Annotated in this window: 28 protein-coding genes and 1 riboswitch; of the genes, 11 read left to right on the forward strand and 17 right to left on the reverse strand. The window is 60.3% G+C overall.

Going from position 1 to position 22,631, the window contains the following annotated elements; genetic code table 11:
* Positions 1 to 33: 33 nt before the first annotated feature.
* From AC1Z1G_RS25275 to sctW, 16 genes are all read right to left on the reverse strand, one after another.
* Positions 34 to 849 carry a helix-turn-helix transcriptional regulator gene (locus AC1Z1G_RS25275; RefSeq protein WP_483623121.1) on the reverse strand — a complete coding sequence of 272 codons (816 nt, stop codon included), beginning with the start codon at positions 847 to 849 and terminating at the stop codon, positions 34 to 36.
* 257 nt (positions 850 to 1,106) lie between these two features.
* Positions 1,107 to 1,523, reverse strand: coding sequence for a YscW family type III secretion system pilotin (locus AC1Z1G_RS25280; RefSeq protein WP_483623122.1), 417 nt, complete (start codon positions 1,521 to 1,523; stop codon positions 1,107 to 1,109).
* Entirely contained in the window at positions 1,520 to 1,765 is a 246-nt protein-coding gene (locus AC1Z1G_RS25285; protein WP_483623123.1) for a T3SS regulon translocated regulator ExsE family protein, read from the reverse strand. The genes AC1Z1G_RS25280 and AC1Z1G_RS25285 overlap by 4 nt, the downstream gene beginning before the upstream one ends.
* Before the next feature lie 8 nt (positions 1,766 to 1,773).
* Positions 1,774 to 2,217: a type III secretion system chaperone gene (locus tag AC1Z1G_RS25290; RefSeq protein ID WP_483623125.1), complete on the reverse strand. Its 444-nt coding sequence runs from the start codon at positions 2,215 to 2,217 to the stop codon at positions 1,774 to 1,776.
* Between the two features lie 122 nt (positions 2,218 to 2,339).
* Entirely contained in the window at positions 2,340 to 3,230 is an 891-nt protein-coding gene (locus AC1Z1G_RS25295; protein WP_483623127.1) for a YopD family type III secretion system translocon subunit, read from the reverse strand.
* Between the two features lie 11 nt (positions 3,231 to 3,241).
* Positions 3,242 to 4,405, reverse strand: a complete 1,164-nt coding sequence (gene sctE / locus AC1Z1G_RS25300) for a type III secretion system translocon subunit SseC family protein (RefSeq protein ID WP_483623129.1) — start codon at positions 4,403 to 4,405, stop codon at positions 3,242 to 3,244.
* Complete coding sequence (locus AC1Z1G_RS25305) at positions 4,386 to 4,892, reverse strand: SycD/LcrH family type III secretion system chaperone (RefSeq protein ID WP_483623130.1); 507 nt, start codon at positions 4,890 to 4,892, stop codon at positions 4,386 to 4,388. Before AC1Z1G_RS25305 ends, sctE begins: the two co-directional genes overlap by 20 nt.
* A gap of 9 nt (positions 4,893 to 4,901) precedes the next feature.
* Positions 4,902 to 5,834 carry a virulence-associated V antigen gene (locus AC1Z1G_RS25310; RefSeq protein WP_483623132.1) on the reverse strand — a complete coding sequence of 311 codons (933 nt, stop codon included), beginning with the start codon at positions 5,832 to 5,834 and terminating at the stop codon, positions 4,902 to 4,904.
* Between the two features lie 9 nt (positions 5,835 to 5,843).
* The gene (locus AC1Z1G_RS25315; RefSeq protein ID WP_483623134.1) at positions 5,844 to 6,122 is read right to left on the reverse strand and encodes an LcrG family type III secretion system chaperone; all 279 of its coding nucleotides are present in this window, start codon (positions 6,120 to 6,122) and stop codon (positions 5,844 to 5,846) included.
* A 42-nt stretch (positions 6,123 to 6,164) separates the two neighbouring features.
* Complete coding sequence (locus AC1Z1G_RS25320; protein WP_483623136.1) at positions 6,165 to 6,599, reverse strand: LcrR family type III secretion system chaperone; 435 nt, start codon at positions 6,597 to 6,599, stop codon at positions 6,165 to 6,167.
* Complete coding sequence (gene sctV, locus AC1Z1G_RS25325; protein ID WP_483623138.1) at positions 6,596 to 8,722, reverse strand: type III secretion system export apparatus subunit SctV; 2,127 nt, start codon at positions 8,720 to 8,722, stop codon at positions 6,596 to 6,598. Before sctV ends, AC1Z1G_RS25320 begins: the two co-directional genes overlap by 4 nt.
* A complete protein-coding gene (gene sctY, locus AC1Z1G_RS25330) occupies positions 8,706 to 9,047 on the reverse strand; it encodes a type III secretion apparatus assembly chaperone SctY (RefSeq protein ID WP_483623139.1) in 342 nt (113 codons plus the stop codon). The genes sctV and sctY overlap by 17 nt, the downstream gene beginning before the upstream one ends.
* Positions 9,048 to 9,052: 5 nt before the next feature.
* The gene (gene sctX, locus AC1Z1G_RS25335) at positions 9,053 to 9,418 is read right to left on the reverse strand and encodes a type III secretion apparatus assembly protein SctX (protein ID WP_483623140.1); all 366 of its coding nucleotides are present in this window, start codon (positions 9,416 to 9,418) and stop codon (positions 9,053 to 9,055) included.
* The gene (gene sycN / locus AC1Z1G_RS25340) at positions 9,415 to 9,786 is read right to left on the reverse strand and encodes a type III secretion chaperone SycN (RefSeq protein ID WP_483623142.1); all 372 of its coding nucleotides are present in this window, start codon (positions 9,784 to 9,786) and stop codon (positions 9,415 to 9,417) included. The genes sctX and sycN overlap by 4 nt, the downstream gene beginning before the upstream one ends.
* A gap of 9 nt (positions 9,787 to 9,795) precedes the next feature.
* On the reverse strand, positions 9,796 to 10,071 hold the full coding sequence (locus tag AC1Z1G_RS25345) for a TyeA family type III secretion system gatekeeper subunit (RefSeq protein WP_347902481.1): 276 nt from the start codon (positions 10,069 to 10,071) through the stop codon (positions 9,796 to 9,798).
* A complete protein-coding gene (sctW, locus tag AC1Z1G_RS25350) occupies positions 10,052 to 10,927 on the reverse strand; it encodes a type III secretion system gatekeeper subunit SctW (RefSeq protein ID WP_347902482.1) in 876 nt (291 codons plus the stop codon). The genes AC1Z1G_RS25345 and sctW overlap by 20 nt, the downstream gene beginning before the upstream one ends.
* A gap of 192 nt (positions 10,928 to 11,119) precedes the next feature.
* Here sctW and sctN point away from each other — a divergent pair, with 192 nt between their 5' ends.
* The 9 genes from sctN to AC1Z1G_RS25395 all read left to right on the forward strand — a co-directional run bounded on the left by sctN (position 11,120) and on the right by AC1Z1G_RS25395 (position 19,262).
* Positions 11,120 to 12,442 carry a type III secretion system ATPase SctN gene (gene sctN / locus AC1Z1G_RS25355; RefSeq protein ID WP_483623143.1) on the forward strand — a complete coding sequence of 441 codons (1,323 nt, stop codon included), beginning with the start codon at positions 11,120 to 11,122 and terminating at the stop codon, positions 12,440 to 12,442.
* On the forward strand, positions 12,439 to 12,906 hold the full coding sequence (sctO, locus tag AC1Z1G_RS25360) for a type III secretion system stalk subunit SctO (protein ID WP_483623145.1): 468 nt from the start codon (positions 12,439 to 12,441) through the stop codon (positions 12,904 to 12,906). Before sctN ends, sctO begins: the two co-directional genes overlap by 4 nt.
* A complete protein-coding gene (locus AC1Z1G_RS25365; protein WP_483623147.1) occupies positions 12,903 to 13,964 on the forward strand; it encodes a type III secretion system needle length determinant in 1,062 nt (353 codons plus the stop codon). The genes sctO and AC1Z1G_RS25365 overlap by 4 nt, the downstream gene beginning before the upstream one ends.
* Positions 13,961 to 14,893: a type III secretion system cytoplasmic ring protein SctQ gene (gene sctQ, locus AC1Z1G_RS25370; protein WP_483623149.1), complete on the forward strand. Its 933-nt coding sequence runs from the start codon at positions 13,961 to 13,963 to the stop codon at positions 14,891 to 14,893. The genes AC1Z1G_RS25365 and sctQ overlap by 4 nt, the downstream gene beginning before the upstream one ends.
* Positions 14,890 to 15,543, forward strand: coding sequence for a type III secretion system export apparatus subunit SctR (gene sctR, locus AC1Z1G_RS25375; protein ID WP_094949080.1), 654 nt, complete (start codon positions 14,890 to 14,892; stop codon positions 15,541 to 15,543). Before sctQ ends, sctR begins: the two co-directional genes overlap by 4 nt.
* A gap of 2 nt (positions 15,544 to 15,545) precedes the next feature.
* Positions 15,546 to 15,812, forward strand: coding sequence for a type III secretion system export apparatus subunit SctS (gene sctS / locus AC1Z1G_RS25380; RefSeq protein WP_076963264.1), 267 nt, complete (start codon positions 15,546 to 15,548; stop codon positions 15,810 to 15,812).
* A complete protein-coding gene (gene sctT, locus AC1Z1G_RS25385; RefSeq protein ID WP_483623151.1) occupies positions 15,809 to 16,597 on the forward strand; it encodes a type III secretion system export apparatus subunit SctT in 789 nt (262 codons plus the stop codon). Before sctS ends, sctT begins: the two co-directional genes overlap by 4 nt.
* Complete coding sequence (gene sctU / locus AC1Z1G_RS25390; protein ID WP_483623153.1) at positions 16,594 to 17,652, forward strand: type III secretion system export apparatus subunit SctU; 1,059 nt, start codon at positions 16,594 to 16,596, stop codon at positions 17,650 to 17,652. Before sctT ends, sctU begins: the two co-directional genes overlap by 4 nt.
* A gap of 344 nt (positions 17,653 to 17,996) precedes the next feature.
* On the forward strand, positions 17,997 to 19,262 hold the full coding sequence (locus AC1Z1G_RS25395) for a cation:proton antiporter (protein WP_483623155.1): 1,266 nt from the start codon (positions 17,997 to 17,999) through the stop codon (positions 19,260 to 19,262).
* 162 nt (positions 19,263 to 19,424) lie between these two features.
* Here AC1Z1G_RS25395 and AC1Z1G_RS25400 read toward each other — a convergent pair whose 3' ends face one another.
* The gene (locus tag AC1Z1G_RS25400; RefSeq protein ID WP_347902490.1) at positions 19,425 to 19,829 is read right to left on the reverse strand and encodes an acyl-CoA thioesterase; all 405 of its coding nucleotides are present in this window, start codon (positions 19,827 to 19,829) and stop codon (positions 19,425 to 19,427) included.
* Between the two features lie 198 nt (positions 19,830 to 20,027).
* A riboswitch (S-adenosyl-L-homocysteine riboswitch) is annotated at positions 20,028 to 20,134 on the forward strand.
* Between the two features lie 21 nt (positions 20,135 to 20,155).
* On the opposite strand from AC1Z1G_RS25400, the gene ahcY reads away from it, so the two are divergent.
* Entirely contained in the window at positions 20,156 to 21,565 is a 1,410-nt protein-coding gene (gene ahcY / locus AC1Z1G_RS25405; protein ID WP_483623157.1) for an adenosylhomocysteinase, read from the forward strand.
* Between the two features lie 160 nt (positions 21,566 to 21,725).
* On the forward strand, positions 21,726 to 22,571 hold the full coding sequence (metF, locus tag AC1Z1G_RS25410; RefSeq protein ID WP_483623159.1) for a methylenetetrahydrofolate reductase [NAD(P)H]: 846 nt from the start codon (positions 21,726 to 21,728) through the stop codon (positions 22,569 to 22,571).
* The last annotated feature ends 60 nt before the right edge of the window (positions 22,572 to 22,631 follow it).

The following is a 22,631-nucleotide window of genomic DNA, read 5'->3' on the forward strand; positions in this document are numbered from 1 at the left end:
TTGCAAAAAACGTCTTTTTTTTTTAGTCCGACGCTATTCTTTTCCTTGTCTGGAACGGCTGGGCGTACACCCGAAACGGCGACGATAGCTCTGGGTAAAGTAGGACTGACTGGAGAAGCCGCTTTCCATCGCGATGTCCACGATGCTCATCTCACTGTTAAGCAGTAAATGGTGGGCGTACAGGATACGCCGCTCGCTGATCCACGCACGAGGAGAAACGCCGTAGACCGAACCAAACAACTCTTTGAACGTCGTCAATCCCATGCCGAACTCCCGAGAAAACTCGCTGAGCCGCCACTCCTTGAGATAGTGCTGCTCCATGAAAGCCTGCAATCGCTCGACATGCCGGCTGCCCTGTTGACGCAACACCGACATCAGCGCCGGCCCCTGGGGGCTGAAGGCAAACAACATCAACAACTCTTCGATCCGCAACAACGCCAGCATGGGAGGGTGCTCATGCACCAGCAACCCTTCAAGCCCTTTGACGCAATTGGCCAACAACGGCGTACTGGCGAACGCGATGAGGCTGACCCCAGGCTCCTCCCAACGCTCAACCTCACTCAACAGCGCGCCGAAACGCTGAATGAAGTTTTGCAAAAAACCAACGGATAATGGGATCCAAAGTAAACGACAATCATGTTCACCCGTGCTCACGACATAGTTACCTCTGCGCGCAAACATTAGTTCGCCCGGCATGAGACAAAGTGTCGCATTACAATCCTGAACCGTGAGCTGTCCCTCGATAAGGATATAAATCCCTTCTTCGCAGTTCGATACAAACTCAAACGTTGGGATAGACCATCGGCACAGCTTTATCTGTTTCCGGCCAAGTGTGCTGGCACCTTGCATATTATAGTGACCCCGAACCTGCACATACCGTTTGTACGCCGCCCAGGCAGGCGCCGTACGAAAACGCACCCTCTACGTACTACTGCGTGACGCTATGAACGATGATTAATTCAACGACAGTTATCATTAACGAGAATGATTGACCTGAAATTAGGTTAATTACTCTTATTTAATGAAACCCTCGATATTCTTATATAGCCGCCGAAGTATCGGAACACTCACCAAAATCAATAAGCCAAATATTGATACAAAGTATTTCAGAGGTGTTCCGGCGTCGCCGAAACAGTGCACTTCGGATAACAGGACAACTGTCCAAGACGCACATTCATATCGTTACCAGGTACCGCAGGTTGCCAACTGCGCGCCTGGACAGGACCGTCATCGGACCAAGCCAGTTCGCTGCGCAGCAACAACCCGTCACCGGCCACCTGCGTCGGCGTCAAACGAAAAGCAAAGTGCAACGGCAGCGCCGTCACCCGGTAGCGGGCCTGGGCAATCAGCCGCGGCTGCCCCCCGGCCAAGGCATAGAGCCGCACACTGACATAGGCCGGGCGCGTGACCGGCGATGGCGTACGCACCTGCCCCCTGACATCAATCTTGTTCACGGGCGTTGGCGGCACACTGACACAGCCGCCCACGGCCAAAAAAACGCTGCAAAGCAGCGCCCTCATCATGGTTGACGAACCTGACGCTCATAAAGAGGCGCGGTGTCGCCATCGACCAATCGTTGCAACTGTCGCTCACTCTGTTGACCCGCATCGACCTGCGTCGCCAGCCAGCGACCCAGCTCTGCGACACTGGCAACCCCTTCCTGACGACTGGGCACCTGACTGAGCGAGCGTCCGGCAAAGTTTCCAGGCACTTGCGCGCAGTCGATCGTGGCTGCTGGTGAAATGCCAGCGCTGTCTATCTTCATGGCTCTGCTTAAACCCTCATACCGGCGGGTCTGGATGTCGCCTGGGCGGCACTGTCATGTCCGGGCAGCAATTGCTGCCAAAACTCGGCGTGATCGAGCAAGTTGGCCAAGGTGGTTTCGAAGCTTTCCAGGGTCAACTCGGCCGCTGGAATCTGGGCGTACAGCTGCACCAGGCCCGATGCCTCGTCAAAACCAAAATGCAGGTCGAAGCGATACCAGCGTCGATTGAAACTCGCCAGTTGCCGGAAGATTCCGTCGCCGAAGGTTTCGATTCCCGCCACGTCCGCCTCCATGACCAGTCGCTCACGTCCGGCCAGCAATACCAGCGTCACACCCAACTGATCATCAAACAGCAGGCTTGCTACCCCCTCTTCATCCAGCGACAAAGCGGGAAGGCCACTGCGGTTGGCAAATTCGGCAAGCAGCCGATTGACCCTGATACTCAAATCCATGCATGTCTCCTCGAGCTAGGCGAATGCTAGCACCCGGCCATGCTGGGGTTTTGTCACTGACGGGCTTTTCTTTTAAGAAAAAAGCCACATCACTGCGGCTTTTTTCCTACAACAAAATCACATCAGGCGACGCCGGCGGCGGCACGCCACGCCTGGTTGTGGTTCTGGGTGTACTGCTGGAGCAACTGCAGCATCTCTTTCATGAAGTTGGCGTTGTAGCTCAACTGGTCTTCGACCTTTTGCTTTTCGCTCTGGGCAACCGACGCGTTGACTTCATCTTCCTTGGCATCGGCCTGGATCGCCGTTTGCTTGACTTGCACCGAGGTGTTGGCCATCTGCCCAAGTGCCTGATTCACACCGTTGATGCTTTGCAGCTTGGCATTGCGGTTATCCACACCCTGACCGGCCAACTTGAGCGTACTGGTGTCCGCAGTCTGGTCCTTGGCCCAGACCTTGCCAATTTCGATGCGGTCGGCGTCAGAGGTTTTGCCCAGCGACTGCATCTTCGCGTCGATCAGCTCGTTACGTCCGGCGATGTTTTTCTCCAGCATCTTCTCCTGGCTGATCGCCTTGCCATTCTTGACCGCGCCAATAGCACCGGTAACCGCCGAAGCCACGGCCATCACCCCGGAGATCACCGCCATGGCGATCATCAGCTTGGAGCCGCTGCGCATTTCGTCCACCTGGGATTGCTGCGCATTGATGATCGAGGTGTTTTCACTGTCACGCTGCATGATCCCCAACTCGCGGGCCTTCTGCGCGATGCGAAACAGCAACACCATCAGTTCCACGCTGCCATTGAGCTCACTGTTGACCTTGCCCAGGCCATCGGGCTTGAACAGCTGGCGCGGTTCAACCAGGTCGACACCCGAGCTTTTTTTCTGTTCGCCGAGCGTCGTCTTGCCTGGAGCGTGGGGCGTTTCAGCCGGCACATTCACTTTGGTTTTTTCCAGCGGCTGAACGTTGTCGATCTGCCCCGGGCCCTGAGTGCCATTCCGTGTTTCAATCATCATTGGTGTATTCCTCAGATAGCCGCAGGACGGCTGGATAGGTTATGCAGGCTGTCGCCCTTGGCATTGATCATCTGGAATATCAGCTCCATGACCTGCAAAAAGGACTCGATCATGCGGCTGAGCTCTTCCTTGAGTTTGTCCAGGACCGCCTGGAACTGGGTGAGCTGGGAACGCGCCTCCAGGGCATCGGCCTGTTTGTCCGCAGCCTTGGCTTGCAGCGCCGAGTTGGCGGTTTGCGCCACACCGTTGGCGACATCCAGGGTCACATCGGAAATCTGCACCCCAAGCTTGGCGCCATGGGAAATCGACTGGCTCGCGACGCTGCCGAACTTGCTGCCGTACTCCGCCACTTTGCTGGCGACGCTGGCAGTGAGTTCGGCGGCCTTGCCACCGATTTTCGCCCCCAACTTGGCGACTGCCCCGACGGCAGCCCCCCCAAAACTGGCTACTGCAGCGATCACGGCGATGGCGATTTCAATCCCCATCAGAGCCGGTCCGAGCTTTTCCATCATTTCTTTGCTGATCAATCCGTCTTTTGCCGCTTGCTGTACCGACTGGGAAACGATGCCCATGAGGCCACCAGCGATCATCAGTGCACCGACGGCCGCACCGACGCCCGTCGCGATCATGATTGCGCCGACGATGATCGATGCAATGGCGCTGATCCAGCCAAAAATCTTGCCCACAAGACCGGACTTCTGGGCTTCTTTCGCAGCCTCGGTCGACTCTTTGATCTTCTTCTGGTTTTCGTCCATCTTTTGCAGGTTCTGCTCACGCGCCCGGGTGATTTCTTCGAGCTTGAGCTTCTTCTGCGTGGACTCCAGTTCGCCGGTCAGCTTGGCCAGCTCGATTTCGAAATCCTCGACCGAGCTGAGCCGTGCCACCCCAAGCCTCGAGGTTTCGGCGATAAAGCGCTGGGCCAGGACACTGTCCTGACGCACGGACTGCACCAGGCGGTTGATGTCCGCCCGACTGCTGGCGTCCAGACGCTGCTGACTGGCCGCCAGTGGCGCTGTCAGTTGCACACCCTGAGACGGGGCGGCCGGTCGGCCATCCGCCTCGACCCGGGTGACCGTAAGCGCGTCCCCCCGGTCATTGCGTGGGCGGACCACCGGGTCGTTCGCAAGAACATTCCCTGTGGTCAGCGCAACGCGATCAAACGTTATCGGATTCATTGTGTTGATCCTTTCTCGCTAATACGGCTTCCAACATGGCGCCGGCACGCTCGGCCAAAACCGCGTGCGCCGGCTGTGCTGCGGCCAAGGCCCGAGCCGAGTAGAAGCCACTCTCGGCCCCGTCGAGATCACCCAGTTGCAGGTGACACTCGCCAGCATGAAACGGAAATCTGGGCTCGTTGATATCGATCAGCGCGCCATAACTGAAACTCTGCAATGCCTGCTCAAGCTGCCCCATGGACTGCCGGCATGCGCCCAACCCCAGGAAAAACCGAACGTCGTAGTGATCGAGCATGCACAGCGATTGAAAGATCTTGTGGGCGTCATCCCACTTGCCGGCCTGGTATTGATTGAACGCCAGGGAATAGAGCTGCTCCAGGCTGTCGCTGGAGATGTTCTTGAGCATGGCCAGCGTGCCGCCATCGCGCAAAAACGCTTCCAGTTCCTTCTCGTATTCCTCAGACACATCGTGTTCTTGCTGGCTCATCAACCGTTCCTATATGGCATTTAAAATGTCGCGCATCATGCTGTCGTACTTCTGAACGAAGCGATTCAAAGCCTCGATGGCCGAGTTGTAGCGAGAGCTGACATCGTTCAACAGCGTGGTTTTTTCACTGACTTTGTCGTTGATCGGGCGGGAGCGGTCGCCCACCGTCGTGGCGAAGTTGGCAATGGGATTGTTCTCGTCCTTGAACTCGTACTTGTTGAGCAAGTCACCGGGTTTCATCGCACCACTTTCCTTCGGTGCGCCACTGAGGAAACTCTTGATGCTCAGCGGGTTGCCAGCGCGGTAGGTGTCGAGCCCTGTCAGCAGTTTGTACTCCGCGCTGGCCTGCCAGCTCTTGTCGTCGGGGTAGCCGTACAAGGTGCGGTCAAACAGATTGAGCCCCGGCTCGATCTCGATCTCTTTTTTAGCGGACAGCTTCGCGTTGATCTGCGACTGGATCTTGCTGTAGATGTTGAGCTCGGCGGTCAGTGCCTTGAGGTCGTCACGCAGCGCGGTGCGCTTGCCGTCCTGTATCAGCAGAACCTCTTCATAAACGCCCCGGACGTCATCGTCGATCCGGTCACCGGTCAACCCGAAATGCGCCTTGGCCAAGAACTCTTTCAGCGGCCAGGGCTGCCCCGGTTTCGCATCGGCGTACTGGGTGATCAGTTGCTTGGCTGACTCGATCCCGGACTTGACCTGCAGCTCATACAACCCGCCCGTGGTGTTTGGGGTAGGCGGCAGAAAGTAGGCCAACAGCTTTTCGACCTGGGCTTGCGACAAGGTCTGCGTGGCATGGGTAAACGTGATGTTGTGCTTTTTGATCAACGCCTGAAGCTCTGCCAGGGCAGGGGTCCCGCTGCCGCGCAGTTGGTCTTTGGGAAGTGTCTGCAATTCGTTCAGAAAAGCCGACAAGTCTTGCCGGTAAAGCCTGATATCCATAAGGGTTCCTTACACCAGAAGTCCACGCATCGACGCTGGACGACGCAGTCGTTTTCCTTCATCGGCAACCGGTGGACGGTTGATCCGCATCCGTTGCACTTCCTGCAACAGTTCCTGTTCCGCTACCTGGACCAGCGCCTGATCCCGTGACCGAAAGACCCGGTCACAGACCTCATCGGGCAGCCCGAGGCCCTCCCACATTTCCGTGAGCAAGCGCGCCCGATGATCGTTGTCATCAATGGCCTGCTCGGCAGCCTGTAGGGTTTTGGCGTAGGTTTCGTCGTACATGTCCATGGCTCCTATAGTAGGGACAGGGCGCCTGGCTTCCTGTCAGGTACGGTCGATTTTTTGTCGTTTTCTCATTGATTGCAGCGAACACACTCGACCGGCCGCCAATTCGAACCAACCTGATTGCGGTTCGGCGGCGCCAGTCCAGTGGCGATAGAAGCGCTCCATCCGTGCCCCCTCCAACGGACTGTCCGCCATGGCCTGCACCTGGCCGTACAGACAGGCCTGCGGCCCCAGCACCGCGAGGACCGCCTCGGCCAGCACATACAGCGCCGCAAAGGAATTGCCCAGGCCATGGCGCCCATCGGCACGGCGCAGCATGACGATCCAGACCCGCGCGCCTTCACAGCGCCAGGCCAGTTCGCAGCCGCCATGCACGAACTTCCAGCCCAGCGGCAGCGCGCTCTGGCGCAGAAAATGTGGATGGATGTCATAACCCCGCGCTTGCAGCCAGCCGGTCAACGGGTCGTGGGTCATAACGAAACCCGGCCCAATGGCTGAATGTTGATCTGCTGGGTCAGCTCCTGGTACGAGAGCACCGGCAAGCCGTAGTAGTCGCCTTCAATCAACTTGCGCACGTAGCGGCGGATGTCCATCGAAACGATCAGCACCGGTTTGCTCTGCATCTGCGAGAGGTCGCCGACGGTCTGCCGGACTTGTTCAAGGAAGGATTGGGTAACGGCCGGGTCCAGCGCCAGGTAACTGCCGGCACTGGTCTGGCGGATGCCGCCACGGATCTGCTCTTCCACCAACTGGTCCAGCAGATAGGCCGGCAGGATGTTGTTGCCACTCGAATATTTGTAACAGATGTAGCGCTTGAGGCTGCTGCGGATGTACTCGGTCAGTTGCACCACGTCCTTCTCTTTCTGGCCCCACTCCACCATGGCCTCCAGAATCGCGCGCAGGTTGCGGATCGAGATGTCCTCGCCCACCAGGCGCTGGAGAATTTCGGTCATGCGCTGCAATGGAATGATGCGCTGGGCTTCCTTCACCAGCTCCGAGTAGCTGTGCTCCATCTGCTCCAGCAGGTAACGGGTTTCCTGGATGCCGATGAAGTCCTCGGCGTACTCGCGCAACACATGGGACAGGTGCCAGGTCAGCACCTGGTCCATGCTCAGGAACGCGCAACCGGATCGCTCCAGCCGCCCTTCGTGCTCGGCACCAACCCACAAAGTAGGCTGGCCCGGCAGCACCGGTTCGCCTTCTTCGAACGGCACGCCAATCAGTTCCAACTGGCTGGCCCGCTCCTGCACCAGCAACCGCGCACTGCGCAAACGCCCACGGGCCACCGGCACCTCTTGCAACTGAATCAGGTACTCGCCGTCCTTCAAACCTTCATTGAAGCGCAGGTGGATACCCGGAAACGGCACGCCAAAGTCCAGGTAGAGTGCACGTCGCACCCGCACCAGTTCATCATTGAGGGCGAACGCCTCCAGTTCCTGCTGCATGCTCGCATCCACATCGATCAGCAGGGGCACGGTCATGGCGAACTCTTCCTTGTCCCCCAGCCGCGTGCCCTTGGGCTTACCGCCCGACGGCTTGGCTTTGGGCTTGGCCGAAGATGCAGCACCCGCGCCTTGCGCCAACAAGGTCGGCAAATCCCTGGGGTTGTCCTCGGCCGCCAGCCCGCGCTGACGCAACAGCATGAAGTAACCGCCCCCGCCCACCAGCGCCGCCAGCAGCATGAAGGTCACGGTCGGAAACCCCGGGATCAGCCCGAACAACACCAGCAGCACACCGCCGATCAGCAACGCCTTGGGTTGCGCCACGACCTGGTCGCCGATGTCATTGCCCAGGTCCGAGGTGCCGTCCGAGGAGTCACGGGTCACGATGATCCCGGCCGTGATGGCGATCAACAGGGCCGGCACCTGGCTGACCATGCCATCGCCGATGGTCAGCACCGAATAGAGCTGCAACGCATCGCCGGCGCTCAGGCCCTTCTGGGTCACGCCGATGGTGATACCCGCCAGAATGTTGATGAAGATGATGATCAGGCCGGCAATCGCATCGCCTTTGACGAACTTCATCGCGCCGTCCATCGAACCGAACATCTGGCTCTCTTTCTCGATCACCGCCCGCCGGTCACGCGCCTCGTTGACGTCGATGACGCCGGCCCGCATGTCGCCGTCGATACTCATCTGCTTGCCGGGCATGGCGTCCAGGGAGAACCGCGCACTCACCTCGGCGACACGCTCGGCACCTTTGGTGATCACCAGGAACTGCACGATAGTGATGATCAGGAAGATGATGCAGCCCACCACCAGGTTGCCGCCCACGACAAAGTTGCCGAACGTGTAGACGATCTGGCCGGCGTCGGCCTCCAGCAAAATCATCCGCGTGGTACTGACCGACAACGCCAGCCGGAACAACGTGGTAATCAACAACACGGCCGGGAACACCGAGAACTGCAACGGCGAGCTGATGTAGACCGACATCATCATCAACACCACGGAAACCGTGATGTTGATCGCAATCAGGATGTCCAGCAGGAACGGCGGCAGCGGCAGGATCATCATGAACACGACGGCCAGCAGCATCACCGCCAGCATGATGTCCTGGCGCTCGCCCACCCGCCTCAGAAAATCAGAGAGCTCCTTCATGGGACTCCCGCTGGCTCAAGAATCGTTCGTAAGCGAGGCGCGCATCGGCAATTCGCCCCTGTAACTGGCACGCACGGCTGACACAGCCCCACAGCGCAAGGTCGTCCTCGCCTTCGGCCAGCAACCGGTCGCACTGACGCTCGGCCAGTTCGCCCTCCTCCAGTTGCAACAACGCCACCACCAGCGCCCGACGCGCCTGGCGGTGAGCTGGTTCAACGGCCAGCAAGGCTTCAAGGAATATCCGCGCACGACCTGGCTGGGCGCACTGCAGCTGTAGCCAGCCGAGCAGTAGCAGCACATTTTGCTGTACCGGTTTCAACATCATGGGGGTCATACCTTGTGCAGCAAATGGAGGGCCATCTGCAGCAAGTACTCATCTTCGCTGCGCGCTTGCAGCAGCGCCGACACCGCCTGAAACTCGGGCGCATCGGATGAAGAGACCTGCTGCTTGAGGTCTGTCAGGGCCTGGCGAAATGCCTGTGGCCGGAGCAACTCGTGAAAGCTTTCGTGGGGACAGGCAAACGCCAGCAGGCGACGCCCGGCGAGGTCTGCCGGGTAGAGATTGTCGAGGTGGGCCTCGATGGAATGGCCGTCGGGCGGCAGCACATAGCGCTCGGGCAGGCCCGATGCCTGATGCTGATCGCCGACCTCGGTCAGGTGCTCGATACCAATGTGCGGGGCGCTGATCCGACTCACTGCTCAAGCACCGCGTGGCGCGCCGAGCTCAAGGTGCGGAACGCCTGGTGCAACACCGGGGCGGTGACACGACGCTCATCCAGGGTAATCAGCAGCAACAGGCGCGTGTCGGCTGCCCACCCGCAACGCAGCGGCAGCTCCGGCCCGGTGCGGCTGAACGTCAGCGCCAGGGCTCGAATCGCGCCCTGGTGAACCTGATGCCACTCCAGGTCCACGGCCAACCACAGGGTCAGTTTGCGATCATGCTGTTCGAGTTGCAGCGTGCCGGTTTCCTCAAACTCCAGCTGAATCAGCGCCCCCGCCGGAGCCGGTACGGCCACCCCCAGGTCCTGACAAAACTGCGCCAGTGCTTGGTCAATCCAGTGCATGTCGTTTACTCATTGTGCTCGCCATTCGTCTTCTTCCTGGTCGATGGCCAGGTCCAGCGCGAGCTGACAGGCATTGAGCAGGTTTTGACGCTGCTCCTCATCGGTAAAAATTTCCGTGGGGATCAGCCGGATCAGGCGTTTGATCTCGCGAAAGAAATGGATCTGGCGTGCAGCGTCCTTGATCGCCAGCGGCACGATCAGTCGCTGCACGTCCTGAACATTGGCCCAGCGCTTGTCGATCAGGCCGATCAGCCCGCCCATCAGGTCAGAAGGCCCGTATGCCATGGCCTCGTTCCCCCGTTACCAGCGCCTGCCACAATGCATTGACCTGATCCGACATGCCCGTCAGCACCCGCAGCTTGTGCATGTCGCTCATCACCCGTTCGAGCTTGATCGGGTCGAGCCGGGTCTGTTGACTGTCGAGGTCGGCGCTCAAGGCTTTCATCAGGAATCCCGTCACGCCTTCGAGCGTCGAACTGCCGAAGCGCGCATGAATGTCGTTCCAGGCGGCAGCCAGGCCGCGATAGTCCATGACGGCATCGCGGTAGGTGTCGCGCAGCGACTGGATGTCGCCGATACCCTGCTCTGCCGCTTCCTTGGCCAACGGCCCGATCTGCAAGCCCAGCTCAATGGCGTGGCCATGTTCCTGGGCCATTTCCAACAGCGCCTGGTCAATCAGTTCGACCATTGCGCGAGCGTCGGTCTTGCCGGCCAGTTCCTGGCGCGCATGAGAGAGGGCAACAAATTGGTGGCTGATCTCGCGGGAGAACCCCTTGAGGTAAGCCTTGAGCTGCGCCAGGTTGTTCAACTGGCCACTGCCGAGGTGCGCGACCAGGGCTTCGAGTTTTTGTTGGGACTCAAGATCCGGGACTTTCTTGAGGTACTCCTCGAGCATCTCGAGGATTTCACTCAGCCGCGCCTGGCCATCGCTGACGCTACGCTTGGCCAGCGACTTCTCGACCCGCTCGGAGAACACGAACGTCAGCTCTTCCGCGGAGTCGGCCATGGACTGGCTGGTGGAAATGTACTGCACACGCTCGCCCTGGAAACTGCCGGTCAGCCGGCTGTCGCGCGCAATGGTCGGTTCGGTCTGTCGATCCGGCAACGACGCCGCAGGGACGACACTCTGAATATTGGCCATAGGGGCACTCACTTGCAGACAACGGTGGTGTGGGTGCCATTGTAGAAATTCGTCCGCCGGGGCCTCTGCCAAAATCGGTCGCATTTTTTTAGGCCTTGCACCAACCAATTTCTAAAAACTTGCGACCGGGACTGAAATTACCGAAGCGGGCCTTTATCTATAGTGGCCACCAGTCCTACACCCAAGCCGACCATGCACCTCTCACTCGAACACATCACCGGCCAGATGCAGCAGGCCATCGATAAATGTCGGCTGATTCAAATTCGCGGCCGGGTCACCCAAGTCACCGGCACACTGCTCAAGGCAGTGGTGCCGGGTGTGCGCGTGGGTGAACTGTGCCAACTGCGTAACCCGGATCATTCGCTGTCGCTGATGGCTGAAGTCATTGGTTTCCAGCAGCACCAGGCGCTCTTGACCCCGCTGGGTGAAATGCTCGGCATTTCCTCGAACACCGAAGTCAGCCCGACCGGCACCATGCACCAGGTTGGCGTCGGTGATCACTTGCTGGGGCAGGTGCTTGATGGCCTCGGCCAGCCGCTCAACGGCATCAGCCTGGGTGAGCCCGCCGCCTGGTACCCGGTGTACCGCGATGCGCCCGACCCCATGAGCCGTAACCTGATCGAGCGGCCGATTTCCCTCGGTGTGCGCACCATCGATGGTCTGCTGACCTGCGGTGAAGGCCAGCGCATGGGGATTTTTGCGGCGGCCGGCGGCGGTAAAAGTACATTGCTGGCGACCTTGATGCGCAGCGCGGACGTCGACGTCATCGTGCTGGCGCTAGTGGGTGAGCGGGGACGTGAAGTCCGCGAATTCATCGAGTCCGACCTCGGGGAGCAAGGCCTCAAACGCTCGGTGCTGGTGGTCGCCACCTCTGACCGGCCGGCCATGGAACGCGCCAAGGCCGGGTTTGTCGCCACCACGATTGCCGAGTATTTCCGCGACCAGGGCAAACGCGTGCTGCTGCTGATGGACTCGGTCACCCGGTTTGCCAGGGCCCAGCGCGAGATCGGCCTGGCCGCGGGCGAACCGCCGACCCGACGCGGCTATCCGCCCTCCGTGTTCGCGGCCCTGCCCCGGTTGATGGAGCGCGCCGGCCAATCGGACAAAGGCTCCATCACCGCGCTGTACACGGTGCTGGTCGAGGGCGATGACATGACCGAGCCGGTGGCGGATGAAACCCGTTCGATTCTCGACGGGCACATCATCCTGTCGCGCAAGCTGGCCGCGTCCAACCATTACCCGGCCATCGACGTGCTGCGCTCAGTCAGCCGGGTGATGAACCAGATTGTGACCCCAGAACACCGCAACGCCGCCAGCCAGTTGCGCGAGTGGCTGGCCCGGTACGAAGAGGTCGAGTTGCTGCTCAAGATCGGCGAATACCAGAAAGGCCAGGACCCCGTGGCCGACCGTGCCATCGAAAAGATGGACGCGATCCGCGCCTGGCTGCGCCAAGGCACGCACGAACCCAGCGACCTGCCGCGCTGCCTTGAACAACTCGCGAGCCTGACCCGATGACCCTGCCCACCTTGCTGCGCATCAAGAGCTTGCGTGTCGAGCGCGCCGAACAGGAACTGCAACGCCAGGAGCTGCGGGTCGCCGAGGCACACCGCGCCCATGAATCCGCGAGAGCTGCACACCATGAATACCGGCAGTGGCGCCAGGCAGAAGAAAGCCGTTTGTTCGACCTCTGCAAGGCTGAACCCATGAACCGCAAAAAGCTTGAGCAATGGCAGCAGCAGGTTGCCCGCCTGCGGGAAAAGGAAGCCGCGCTGGAACAGACCATTGCCGAGCACGCCCAGCACCTGACCCAGGAACGCGAACGCCTTCGCCTGAGCCGGCGTCAGTTGTTGGAGGCTCAGCAGCAGGTCGAAAAATTCAACGAATTGAACCGTCACGCCCTCGCCGAGGAGCGGATGTTGCTTGAGTTCAAAGAAGAACAGGAGCTCGAAGAGTTCCGTCGTGTCGAGGCCGTTTCATGAACAGAATTCCCCCACCGGACATCACGCAAGATGTCCTTGCACGTTCACCGGCCCCGGCACGCCTGGCTGCCGATAAAACCAGCCAGGCCGAGTTCGAACAGGCGCTGAACAGCAAACCCGATGCGGGCGAAAAACGCCGTACCGACGCGTCGCGCAAGCTCGACATCCGCGAGCCGGGCAAAACGTCTCGGGACTCTTCGCGCCCACTGGACGATGACGCCGATCAGGGCGAGCCAGCTACCGCCACCGACCGCGAGCCTATCCGCCGGCCGCACCTCCCAGGCACTGCGCCAGAAACCGACACACCTGATGAAAAGGCCACACAGGAGAAGCCCGTCGAAAAGCCCGAGACCGGCCAACCCGATGAACCGGCCCCGCGTCCCGAGCCTGAACACCCTCCCACGCCTCAGCCTCCCGCGGGCATTGTCACGGTGCCACCACCATCGACGGACCGTCCCAAAACCGAAACTGGCCACCGCGACAGCGCCACGACGGCCGTGAAAAATCCGGAACAGAATCTGCCCGTGATGCTGGGCGCGCCCGTCACTGGTTTAGCCCCCGAAACGCCCTCGGACCAACACGACACCTCCGGCGAGCACGACGAACAGCCACCCTTCGGTTCACCGATCGAGGACTCGAAATCATCTTCGACCACCGGCCAGACCCCGGGCGACAAGTTGCTGGCACGCCTGCTGAACACCACCGAACAACCGCAGTTCAGCAAGGACCTCGGCAAACTGGTGCAGACGCTGCAACTGCAGATCCAGGCTGGCGTTTCCCGCGATGGCAGCACCACGCTGCTTCAGGTGAACCTGGCGCAACTGGGGCCGGTCGATGTCCAGCTCGCCCATTCACGCGGGCACCTGCACGTCGAAATCCAGGCCAGCCCCGGCAGCCTGCTGCAACTGCAACTCGCCCGTGGCGACCTGATGGAGCGCCTGCAACGGCTGAACCCCGGGCAACCGATCCAGCTGACCTTTACCCAGCATCAACACGGGGGCGACCAGGGTTCACGGCAGCGGCGGCACGTGTATGACGAGTGGGAGCAAGACGCATGAACAGCCTGATGCTGCCCCGCGTCGAGACGTCGGAACTGGCCCTGCAACAAAAAATCAGTCGCTGCCGCAGTCGCTACCCGCTCGCTGACGGTGAAGCGCGGCTGACGATCCTGCCGCAACCCGACGAACTGAACGTGCTGTTGAATGTTCACTGGCAGGGCCTGGCACTGCGCTGGCGGTGCCACAGCGCAACCCTGGCCGGATGGCTTGAACCCCACCTGCAAGAAGCGGCGTTCAGCAGCCTGCCGGCTCCGCTGCAATTGGCGTTGCTGGAACTGGAAAGTGCGGTGTTGCCGGGGCTGATCTGGAAAAGCATTCAACCGTGCCGCCCCGAGCCTGGCACAGGTACGCCCACGCTGGCGTTGACGCTGTCACGCGGTGCGCAACGGCTGGTTATCTGGCTCGACGGCGACCCGAACGCGCTGCTCGCCTTCGTGCCTGCTCGCCCCTTGGCGGAACTGACGACCGTTGCGCTGCGGCTTTCGCTGCAATGGGGCCCGGTCTGCCTGCTCCCCGAGCAACTGCACTCGCTGGCCACCGGCGACCTTCTATTGCTGCCGGCACGCCACGACGCCGCCAGCCCCTTGCTCGGCGTGGTCGAAGACCGCCCCTGGGCACGATTTCGCCACCACGACTCTCAACTGGAACTGCTTGCCATGCACAACGATGCGCCCCTCGAAACCACCCACGATCTGGCCAGTCTTGATCAGCTCCCGGTCCAGGTCAGCTTCGAGGTGGGACGCCAGACTCTCGACCTGCACACCCTGGCCACCCTGCAACCGGGGTCGCTGATCGACCTGGCCGCCCCGCTCGAAGGCGAAGTGCGGATCCTGGTCAACCAGCGTTGCCTGGGCGTGGGTGAACTGGTGAGTATTCAGGACCGTCTCGGCGTGCGCGTCACCCGCCTGCTGCAGGACCTGCCCGCATGATTCAACTGCCTGACGAACTCAGCCTGATCTTCGGGCTGGCGCTGCTGGCGTTACTGCCGTTCATTGCGGTCATGGCCACCTCATTCATCAAGATGACCGTGGTGTTTTCGCTGCTGCGCAACGCCTTGGGCGTGCAGCAAATCCCGCCGAACATGGCGATGTACGGGTTGGCGATCATCTTGAGTCTGTACGTGATGGCGCCCGTCGGTTTCGCCACCCGCGACTACCTGCGCACCCATGACGTCAGCCTGAGCAAGACAGAATCCGTGGAGCAGTTCCTCGACGAGGGCATGGAGCCGTATCGGGCCTTTTTGAAGAAACAGATCCAGGCCCGCGAACACGCGTTCTTCGTCGACAGCACCCGGCAGGTCTGGCCGAGCGAATACGCAGACCGGCTCGAACCCGACAGCCTGCTGATCCTGCTGCCGGCCTTCACGGTCAGTGAGCTGACCCGCGCCTTCGAAATCGGCTTTCTGATTTACCTGCCCTTCATCGCTATTGACCTGATCATCTCGAACATCCTGCTGGCGATGGGGATGATGATGGTCTCGCCGATGACCATTTCCCTGCCGTTCAAACTGTTGCTGTTTGTCCTGCTCGACGGCTGGGCGCGGCTGACCCACGGCCTTGTCATCAGTTACGGAGGCTGAGGGTGAACAACGCCGAGATCCTCCACTTCACCAGCCAGAGCCTGTGGCTGGTGCTGATCCTGTCCATGCCCACCGTGCTCATGGCCGCCGCCGTCGGCACCCTGGTGTCGCTGGTGCAGGCACTGACCCAGATCCAGGAACAGACCCTGGGTTTCGTCGCCAAGCTGATCGCCGTGGTCATCACCCTGTTTGCCACGGCGGGATGGATGGGTAACGAACTCTACGCCTTCGCCGAACTGACCCTGCTCAAGATTCCCCTTGTGCGATGAGCATTCAGGACCTGCAACAGCTCATGCTGGCGTACACCCTGCTGCTGCCCAGAATCATCAGCTGTTTTGTGGTCATGCCGATTCTGAGCAAACAAATGCTCGGCGGCGGCCTGATTCGTAACGGCGTGGCCTGCTCGCTGGCGCTGTTCGCCTACCCGACCGTCGCCGGCACGCTGCCCATGACGCTCGACGGCATAGACCTGGCCATGCTGATCGGCAAAGAGGTGTTGCTCGGCCTGTTGATCGGGTTTGTCGCCACGATCCCCTTCTGGGCCATCGAGGCGACCGGTTTCATCATCGACAACCAGCGCGGCGCGTCCATTGCCTCCACGCTCAACCCGACCCTGGGCAGCCAGACCAGCCCCACCGGCCTGCTGCTGACGCAAACCCTGATCACCCTGTTTTTCTCCGGGGGCGCGTTCCTGACGCTGATCGGTGCGCTGTTCCAGAGCTACGTCAGTTGGCCGGTCGCGACTTTCTTCCCCTACATCGGCAGCCAGTGGGTGGACTTTTTCTACGGCCAGTTCGGGCAACTGCTGCGCCTGTGCCTGCTGCTGGCGGCGCCCCTGCTGATCGCCATGTTCCTGGCCGAATTCGGCCTGGCCCTGATCAGCCGCTTCGCCCCGTCACTGAACGTGTTCATCCTCGCGATGCCGATCAAGAGCATCGTCGCCAGCCTGCTGTTGGTGATTTACCTGAACGTGTTGATGGAACACGCCTATGACAGCCTGCTGATCGCACTTGACCCGCTGAGCCAGCTGCGCCCGGTACTGGAGACGCCATGAGCGCCGAAAAAACCGAACAGCCCACGCCAAAGAAACTTCGCGATGCGCGCACCAAGGGCCAGGTGGTCAAAAGCAAGGAAGTGGTGTCCACGGCGCTGATCCTGTCGTTGATCGCCACGCTCATCAGTTTTTCCGAGTACTACATGGAGCACCTGGGGCAACTGATGCTGATGCCCGAGACGTACCTGAACCTGCCTTTCGGGCTGGCCTTGCAATTGATGGTGGAAAACCTGTTCCAGGAGATGGTCTACCTCTGCCTGCCGCTGCTGGCCGTCGCGGCACTGGTGGTCATCGCGGCGCACCTGGCCCAGTACGGTTTCCTGCTCAGCGGCGAGTCGATCAAGCCCGACCTGAAAAAGATCAACCCGGTGGAAGGCGCCAAGAAGATTTTCTCGATCCGCAGCCTGGTGGACTTCCTCAAGTCGATCATCAAAGTAGCCCTGTTGTCGTTGCTGGTGTGGACAACCCTGGCCGGCAACCTGGACTCCCTGATCAGGCTGCCCGGCTGCGGCATGAGCTGCATCGCCCCGGTGATCGGCCTGTTGCTTGAGCAGTTACTGCTGGTCTGCGGCGTGGGGTTCGTGCTGATCTCGGCGCTCGACTATGCCTTCGAGCGTTACCAGCACAACAAGCAATTGCGCATGAGCAAGGACGAGATCAAACGCGAATACAAAGAGATGGAAGGCAGCCCGGAGATCAAAAGCAAACGGCGTCAGTTTCACCAGGAGTTGCAATCGAGCAACCTGCGCGCCGACGTCAAACGCTCCTCGGTGATTGTCGCCAACCCCACCCACATCGCCATTGGCATTCGTTACGTGAAGGGCGAGACGCCGCTGCCGGTCGTCACTTTGAAACACACCGAAGCGCTGGCCCTGCAAGTGCGGCGCATCGCCGAGGAAGAAGGCATTCCGGTGTTGCAACGCGTGCCGCTGGCCCGGGCGTTATATCAGGACAGCCATGTCGACCAGTACATCCCCGCCGACCTGATCCAGACCACCGCCGAGGTCCTGCGCTGGCTCGACAGCCAGCAACAGACACCGCCCCCGGCGCTGTAAAACGCCCCCGGCTTGCCCTGATGCTTGTCAGTTAAGAGTTTGAGCACTGCAATCCTTGTGGGAGCGGGCTTGCTCGCGAAAGCGGCGTCACAGTCAACATTGATGTTGAATGCAATGCCCTCTTCGCGAGCAAGCCCGCTCCCACAGGTTACGTGCCTTAACTGACTGGCATCACGGCTTGCCCGGACTTTTTTTGCGCCGGCAGGCAACGCCGCACCGATCCTGCGGTCAACGCAGGCGGGCTCACAGGCGCACCTCATGTGTCCCCTCCTGTAAGCCACGCATCAAAGCCCTGCCCGCATCGTCGGGTGATTCTATTCACACCCCCATCCAAAGGACTTCGGATGCTTGAACTTGTCGCTGCGTTTATCTGCCTCACCACGCTCCTCACTTACGTGAATTTCCGCTTCATCGGCCTGCCCCCGACCATCGGCGTGATGGTCACCGCGCTGATGTTTTCCCTGCTCTTGCAGGGCCTGAGCTTTATCGGTTATCCCGGCCTCGAAGAACATGTGCAACAGCTGATCGGCCAGATCGACTTTGGCGATCTGCTGATGAACTGGATGCTGTCCTTCCTGCTGTTCGCCGGTGCCCTGCACGTCAACCTCAGTGACTTGCGCAGCTACCGCTGGCCCATCGGCCTGCTGGCGACCTTGGGCGTATTGATTGCCACGTTCGTGATCGGCAGCCTGGCGTATTACATTTTTGCCTTGTTCGGCTGGCAGGTGAGCTTCCTGTACTGCCTGTTGTTCGGCGCACTGATTTCGCCCACCGACCCGATTGCGGTACTCGGCGTGCTGCGAACCGCCAATGCGTCCAAGCCGTTGAAAACCACCATCGTTGGCGAATCACTGTTCAACGACGGCACGGCCGTCGTGGTGTTCACCGTGTTGCTGGGCATCGCGCAACTGGGCGAAACCCCGACCGTCAGTGCCACCGCCCTGTTGTTTGCCCATGAGGCGATTGGCGGCGTGGTGTTCGGCGGCCTGATCGGCTACCTCGTGTACCTGATGATCAAGAGCATCGAGCAGCACCAGATCGAAGTGATGCTGACCCTGGCGCTGGTGATCGGCGGCTCGGCGATGGCCACCGAGCTGCATGTGTCCGCGCCGATTGCGATGGTCGTCGCCGGCCTGATCATCGGCAACCTGGGCCGCAACCTGGCGATGAACGACATGACCCGGCGCTACCTGGACGGTTTCTGGGAACTGCTCGACGACATGCTCAACGCCTTGCTGTTTGCGTTGATCGGCCTGGAACTGTTGCTGCTGCCGTTCAACTGGCTGCACCTGCTGGCGGCGAGTTTGCTGGCCGTGGCGATTCTGCTTTCGCGCCTGCTCACCGTGGCCCCGGCCATCGTGCTGCTGCGTCGCTGGCGCTCGGTGCCACGCGGCACCATCCGCATTCTCACCTGGGGTGGTTTGCGCGGCGGCGTGTCGGTGGCGCTGGCGCTGGCCTTGCCGCTGGGTCCGGAACGTGACCTGTTGCTGAGCATCACCTACATCGTGGTGCTGTCCTCGATCCTGTTGCAGGGCCTGAGCATCGGCAAACTGGTCAAGCACGTGACCAAGGACGATCCCGCGCCTGCCGCACAGGCCGAACGTCACTGATCATTTTTTGATCTTCTGCGGGAACGATAAATCCCTGGTGTTCATCAGATCGCCTTCGCGAGCAAGCCCGCTCCCACACTGGATCTCATTCGCACACAACCTCTGTGTTCGCAGAAGATCTCATGTGGGAGCGGGCTTGCTCGCGAAGGGCGCGCCTCAATCTCACTCGCTGGCGACGTCATCCTGGAACTGGTCTTTGACGTACTTGATCTCGGTGCGGCCGTGCGGCGCGGGCAAGCCGTCTTCGCCGAGGTTGACGAAGACCATCTTCTCGACAGTCAGGATGCTCTTGCGGGTGATCTTGTTGCGCACCTCGCAGGTCAGCGTAATAGAGGTGCGGCCGAACTCGGTAGCGGTGATGCCCAGCTCGATGATGTCGCCCTGGCGCGAGGCGCTGACGAAGTTGATTTCGGAAATGTACTTGGTGACCACACGCTGGTTGCCCAGTTGAACGATGGCGTAGATCGCCGCTTCTTCGTCGATCCAGCGCAACAGGCTGCCACCGAACAGCGTGCCGTTGGGGTTGAGGTCTTCGGGTTTTACCCATTTGCGGGTGTGGAAATTCATATTCACTCCTGACCGTCTTGCCGATTGATGGCAGGCATCATGGCAGAGCCTGCGACCGGGCTCTATGAAAGGTCGACTATGGTCGCTATTAGCATTCTTCATGTGTCCGACAGAAACCCTTTGGAAGTCTGGAACAGACAGCTATAATCGCCACCGTTTCAAAACGGTCATCATTCATTGATACCGTTTTCCCGCCACCTGTCCGAGGGGCGCTGCAGCAGGTTTTACCTGTCAGGCTCGGATGGGGCGTTGTCTGGCCAGGATGATCCGGTCAGGCCTTAAACGCACAACGGCGCCCATTCGCACACTACGAATGGAGGCTCTTCATGAGCGCTGTCAACACGCCTGCAGATTTTAACGACTACAAAGTCGCCGACATGTCCCTGGCTGCCTGGGGCCGTCGCGAAACCATCATCGCCGAATCGGAAATGCCGGCCCTGATGGGTCTACGTCGCAAGTACGCGGGTGAACAACCGCTCAAGGGCGCGAAGATCCTGGGCTGCATCCACATGACCATTCAGACTGCCGTGCTGATCGAAACCCTGGTTGCCCTGGGTGCCGAAGTACGCTGGTCGTCCTGCAACATTTTCTCGACTCAGGACCAGGCCGCTGCCGCTATCGCTGCTGCTGGTATCCCGGTGTTCGCCTGGAAGGGTGAAACCGAGCAAGAGTACGAGTGGTGCCTGGAGCAAACCATCCTGAAAAATGGCGCGCCGTGGGATGCCAACATGATCCTCGACGACGGCGGCGACCTGACCGAGCTGCTGCACAAGAAATACCCGGCGATCCTGGACCGCGTCCACGGCGTGACCGAAGAAACCACCACCGGCGTTCACCGCCTGCTGGACATGCTGGCCAAGGGCGAGCTGAAAATCCCGGCCATCAACGTCAACGACTCGGTGACCAAGAGCAAGAACGACAACAAGTACGGCTGCCGTCACAGCCTGAACGACGCCATCAAGCGCGGCACCGACCACCTGCTGTCCGGCAAGCAAGCGCTGGTCATCGGTTACGGTGACGTGGGCAAGGGCTCGGCCCAGTCCCTGCGTCAGGAAGGCATGATCGTTAAAGTCTCCGAAGTCGACCCGATCTGCGCCATGCAAGCCTGCATGGACGGTTTCGAACTGGTTTCGCCGTTCATCGACGGTATCAACACCGGTACTGAAGCAAGCATCGACAAAGCGCTGCTGGGCAAGATCGACCTGATCGTGACCACCACCGGCAACGTCAATGTGTGCGACGCGAACATGCTCAAAGCCCTGAAGAAGCGCGCTGTTGTTTGCAACATCGGCCACTTCGACAACGAAATCGACACCGCTTTCATGCGCAAGCACTGGGCATGGGAAGAAGTGAAGCCACAGGTTCACAAGATTCACCGTACCGGCCCTGGCGATTTCGACGCACAGAACGACGACTACCTGATCCTGCTGGCCGAAGGCCGTCTGGTTAACCTGGGCAACGCCACTGGCCACCCAAGCCGCATCATGGACGGTTCGTTCGCCAACCAGGTCCTGGCACAGATCTTCCTGTTCGGCCAGAAGTACGCCGACCTGTCGCCAGCCCAGAAAGCCGAGCGCCTGACCGTTGAAGTACTGCCGAAGAAACTCGACGAAGAAGTGGCCCTGGAAATGGTCCGCGGTTTCGGTGGTGTCGTGACTCAACTGACCAAGACCCAAGCCGACTACATCGGCGTGACCGTCGAAGGCCCGTTCAAGCCGCACGCTTACCGCTACTGATCGGTCCTGCTGCCTGCTCTCCCTGTGGGAGCGGGCTTGCTCGCGAAGGCGATTTATCATTCAGCATTGATGTTGACTGACCCATCGCTTTCGCGAGCAAGCCCGCTCCCACACGGGATGTGCAAGCCCCACAGGCTTATGCGTTTGCAAGGGTATTCCTATGTCCCAAGACCGCCGCTACAGCTTCGAGTTCTTCCCTACCAAGACCGACGCTGGGCATGAAAAACTGCTCGCCACTGCCCGTCAGCTGGCCGGTTACAACCCCGATTTCTTTTCCTGCACCTACGGCGCTGGCGGCTCGACGCGTGATCGCACGATGAACACCGTGTTGCAGCTCGAAAGCGAAGTCAAAGTCCCTGCCGCACCGCATTTGTCGTGCGTTGGCGACAGCAAGGCCGACTTGCGTGACCTGCTGAGCCAGTACAAGGACGCGGGTATCACCCGTATCGTTGCCCTGCGCGGTGACCTGCCTTCGGGCATGGGCATGGCCAGCGGCGAACTGCGCCACGCCAATGACCTGGTGAGCTTCATTCGTGAAGAAACCGGCAACCATTTCCACATCGAAGTCGCCGCCTACCCGGAAATGCACCCGCAAGCGCGCAACTTCGAAGACGATCTCGTGAACTTCGTGCGCAAGGCCAACGCCGGCGCTGACAGTGCGATCACCCAGTACTTCTTCAACGCCGACAGCTACTTCTACTTCGTCGACCGTGTACGGGCGATGGGCGTGAACATCCCGATCGTGCCGGGGATCATGCCAATCACCAACTACAGCAAGCTGGCGCGATTCTCCGATGCCTGCGGTGCGGAGATTCCGCGCTGGATCCGCAAGCAGCTGGAAGCCTACGGCGATGACACCCAGAGCATTCAAGGCTTTGGCGAACAGGTCATCACCGACATGTGCGAACGCTTGCTGCAAGGCGGCGCACCAGGGTTGCACTTCTACACCCTGAACCAGGCCGAGCCGAGCCTGGCCGTCTGGAACAACCTGAAACTGCCGCGCTAAGACGCTGCCGGATTCAGACAAGGCCCTGGCGAAACCCGGGGCCTTTTTTTGCGACCGACA

Source organism: Pseudomonas sp. JL27(2026) (genome assembly GCF_056933555.1).

Bases quoted from the DNA above. Each gene is read 5' to 3' on its own strand.
- AC1Z1G_RS25315 (WP_483623134.1), bottom strand. From the start codon at position 6,122: ATGTACGACGAAACCTACGCCAAAACCCTACAGGCTGCCGAGCAGGCC.
- sctT (WP_483623151.1), top strand. From the start codon at position 15,809: ATGAGCATTCAGGACCTGCAACAGCTCATGCTGGCGTACACCCTGCTG.
- sctO (WP_483623145.1), top strand. From the start codon at position 12,439: ATGACCCTGCCCACCTTGCTGCGCATCAAGAGCTTGCGTGTCGAGCGC.
- ahcY (WP_483623157.1), top strand. From the start codon at position 20,156: ATGAGCGCTGTCAACACGCCTGCAGATTTTAACGACTACAAAGTCGCC.
- AC1Z1G_RS25275 (WP_483623121.1), bottom strand. From the start codon at position 849: ATGCAAGGTGCCAGCACACTTGGCCGGAAACAGATAAAGCTGTGCCGA.
- sctV (WP_483623138.1), bottom strand. From the start codon at position 8,722: ATGAAGGAGCTCTCTGATTTTCTGAGGCGGGTGGGCGAGCGCCAGGAC.
- AC1Z1G_RS25395 (WP_483623155.1), top strand. From the start codon at position 17,997: ATGCTTGAACTTGTCGCTGCGTTTATCTGCCTCACCACGCTCCTCACT.
- AC1Z1G_RS25305 (WP_483623130.1), bottom strand. From the start codon at position 4,892: ATGAGCCAGCAAGAACACGATGTGTCTGAGGAATACGAGAAGGAACTG.
- AC1Z1G_RS25320 (WP_483623136.1), bottom strand. From the start codon at position 6,599: ATGACCCACGACCCGTTGACCGGCTGGCTGCAAGCGCGGGGTTATGAC.
- sctY (WP_483623139.1), bottom strand. From the start codon at position 9,047: ATGATGTTGAAACCGGTACAGCAAAATGTGCTGCTACTGCTCGGCTGG.
- AC1Z1G_RS25280 (WP_483623122.1), bottom strand. From the start codon at position 1,523: ATGATGAGGGCGCTGCTTTGCAGCGTTTTTTTGGCCGTGGGCGGCTGT.
- sctR (WP_094949080.1), top strand. From the start codon at position 14,890: ATGATTCAACTGCCTGACGAACTCAGCCTGATCTTCGGGCTGGCGCTG.
- sctQ (WP_483623149.1), top strand. From the start codon at position 13,961: ATGAACAGCCTGATGCTGCCCCGCGTCGAGACGTCGGAACTGGCCCTG.
- sctU (WP_483623153.1), top strand. From the start codon at position 16,594: ATGAGCGCCGAAAAAACCGAACAGCCCACGCCAAAGAAACTTCGCGAT.
- AC1Z1G_RS25400 (WP_347902490.1), bottom strand. From the start codon at position 19,829: ATGAATTTCCACACCCGCAAATGGGTAAAACCCGAAGACCTCAACCCC.
- metF (WP_483623159.1), top strand. From the start codon at position 21,726: ATGTCCCAAGACCGCCGCTACAGCTTCGAGTTCTTCCCTACCAAGACC.
- AC1Z1G_RS25310 (WP_483623132.1), bottom strand. From the start codon at position 5,834: ATGGATATCAGGCTTTACCGGCAAGACTTGTCGGCTTTTCTGAACGAA.
- sctN (WP_483623143.1), top strand. From the start codon at position 11,120: ATGCACCTCTCACTCGAACACATCACCGGCCAGATGCAGCAGGCCATC.
- AC1Z1G_RS25365 (WP_483623147.1), top strand. From the start codon at position 12,903: ATGAACAGAATTCCCCCACCGGACATCACGCAAGATGTCCTTGCACGT.
- AC1Z1G_RS25295 (WP_483623127.1), bottom strand. From the start codon at position 3,230: ATGATGATTGAAACACGGAATGGCACTCAGGGCCCGGGGCAGATCGAC.
- sycN (WP_483623142.1), bottom strand. From the start codon at position 9,786: ATGCACTGGATTGACCAAGCACTGGCGCAGTTTTGTCAGGACCTGGGG.
- AC1Z1G_RS25290 (WP_483623125.1), bottom strand. From the start codon at position 2,217: ATGGATTTGAGTATCAGGGTCAATCGGCTGCTTGCCGAATTTGCCAAC.
- AC1Z1G_RS25345 (WP_347902481.1), bottom strand. From the start codon at position 10,071: ATGGCATACGGGCCTTCTGACCTGATGGGCGGGCTGATCGGCCTGATC.
- sctE (WP_483623129.1), bottom strand. From the start codon at position 4,405: ATGAATCCGATAACGTTTGATCGCGTTGCGCTGACCACAGGGAATGTT.
- sctW (WP_347902482.1), bottom strand. From the start codon at position 10,927: ATGGCCAATATTCAGAGTGTCGTCCCTGCGGCGTCGTTGCCGGATCGA.
- AC1Z1G_RS25285 (WP_483623123.1), bottom strand. From the start codon at position 1,765: ATGAAGATAGACAGCGCTGGCATTTCACCAGCAGCCACGATCGACTGC.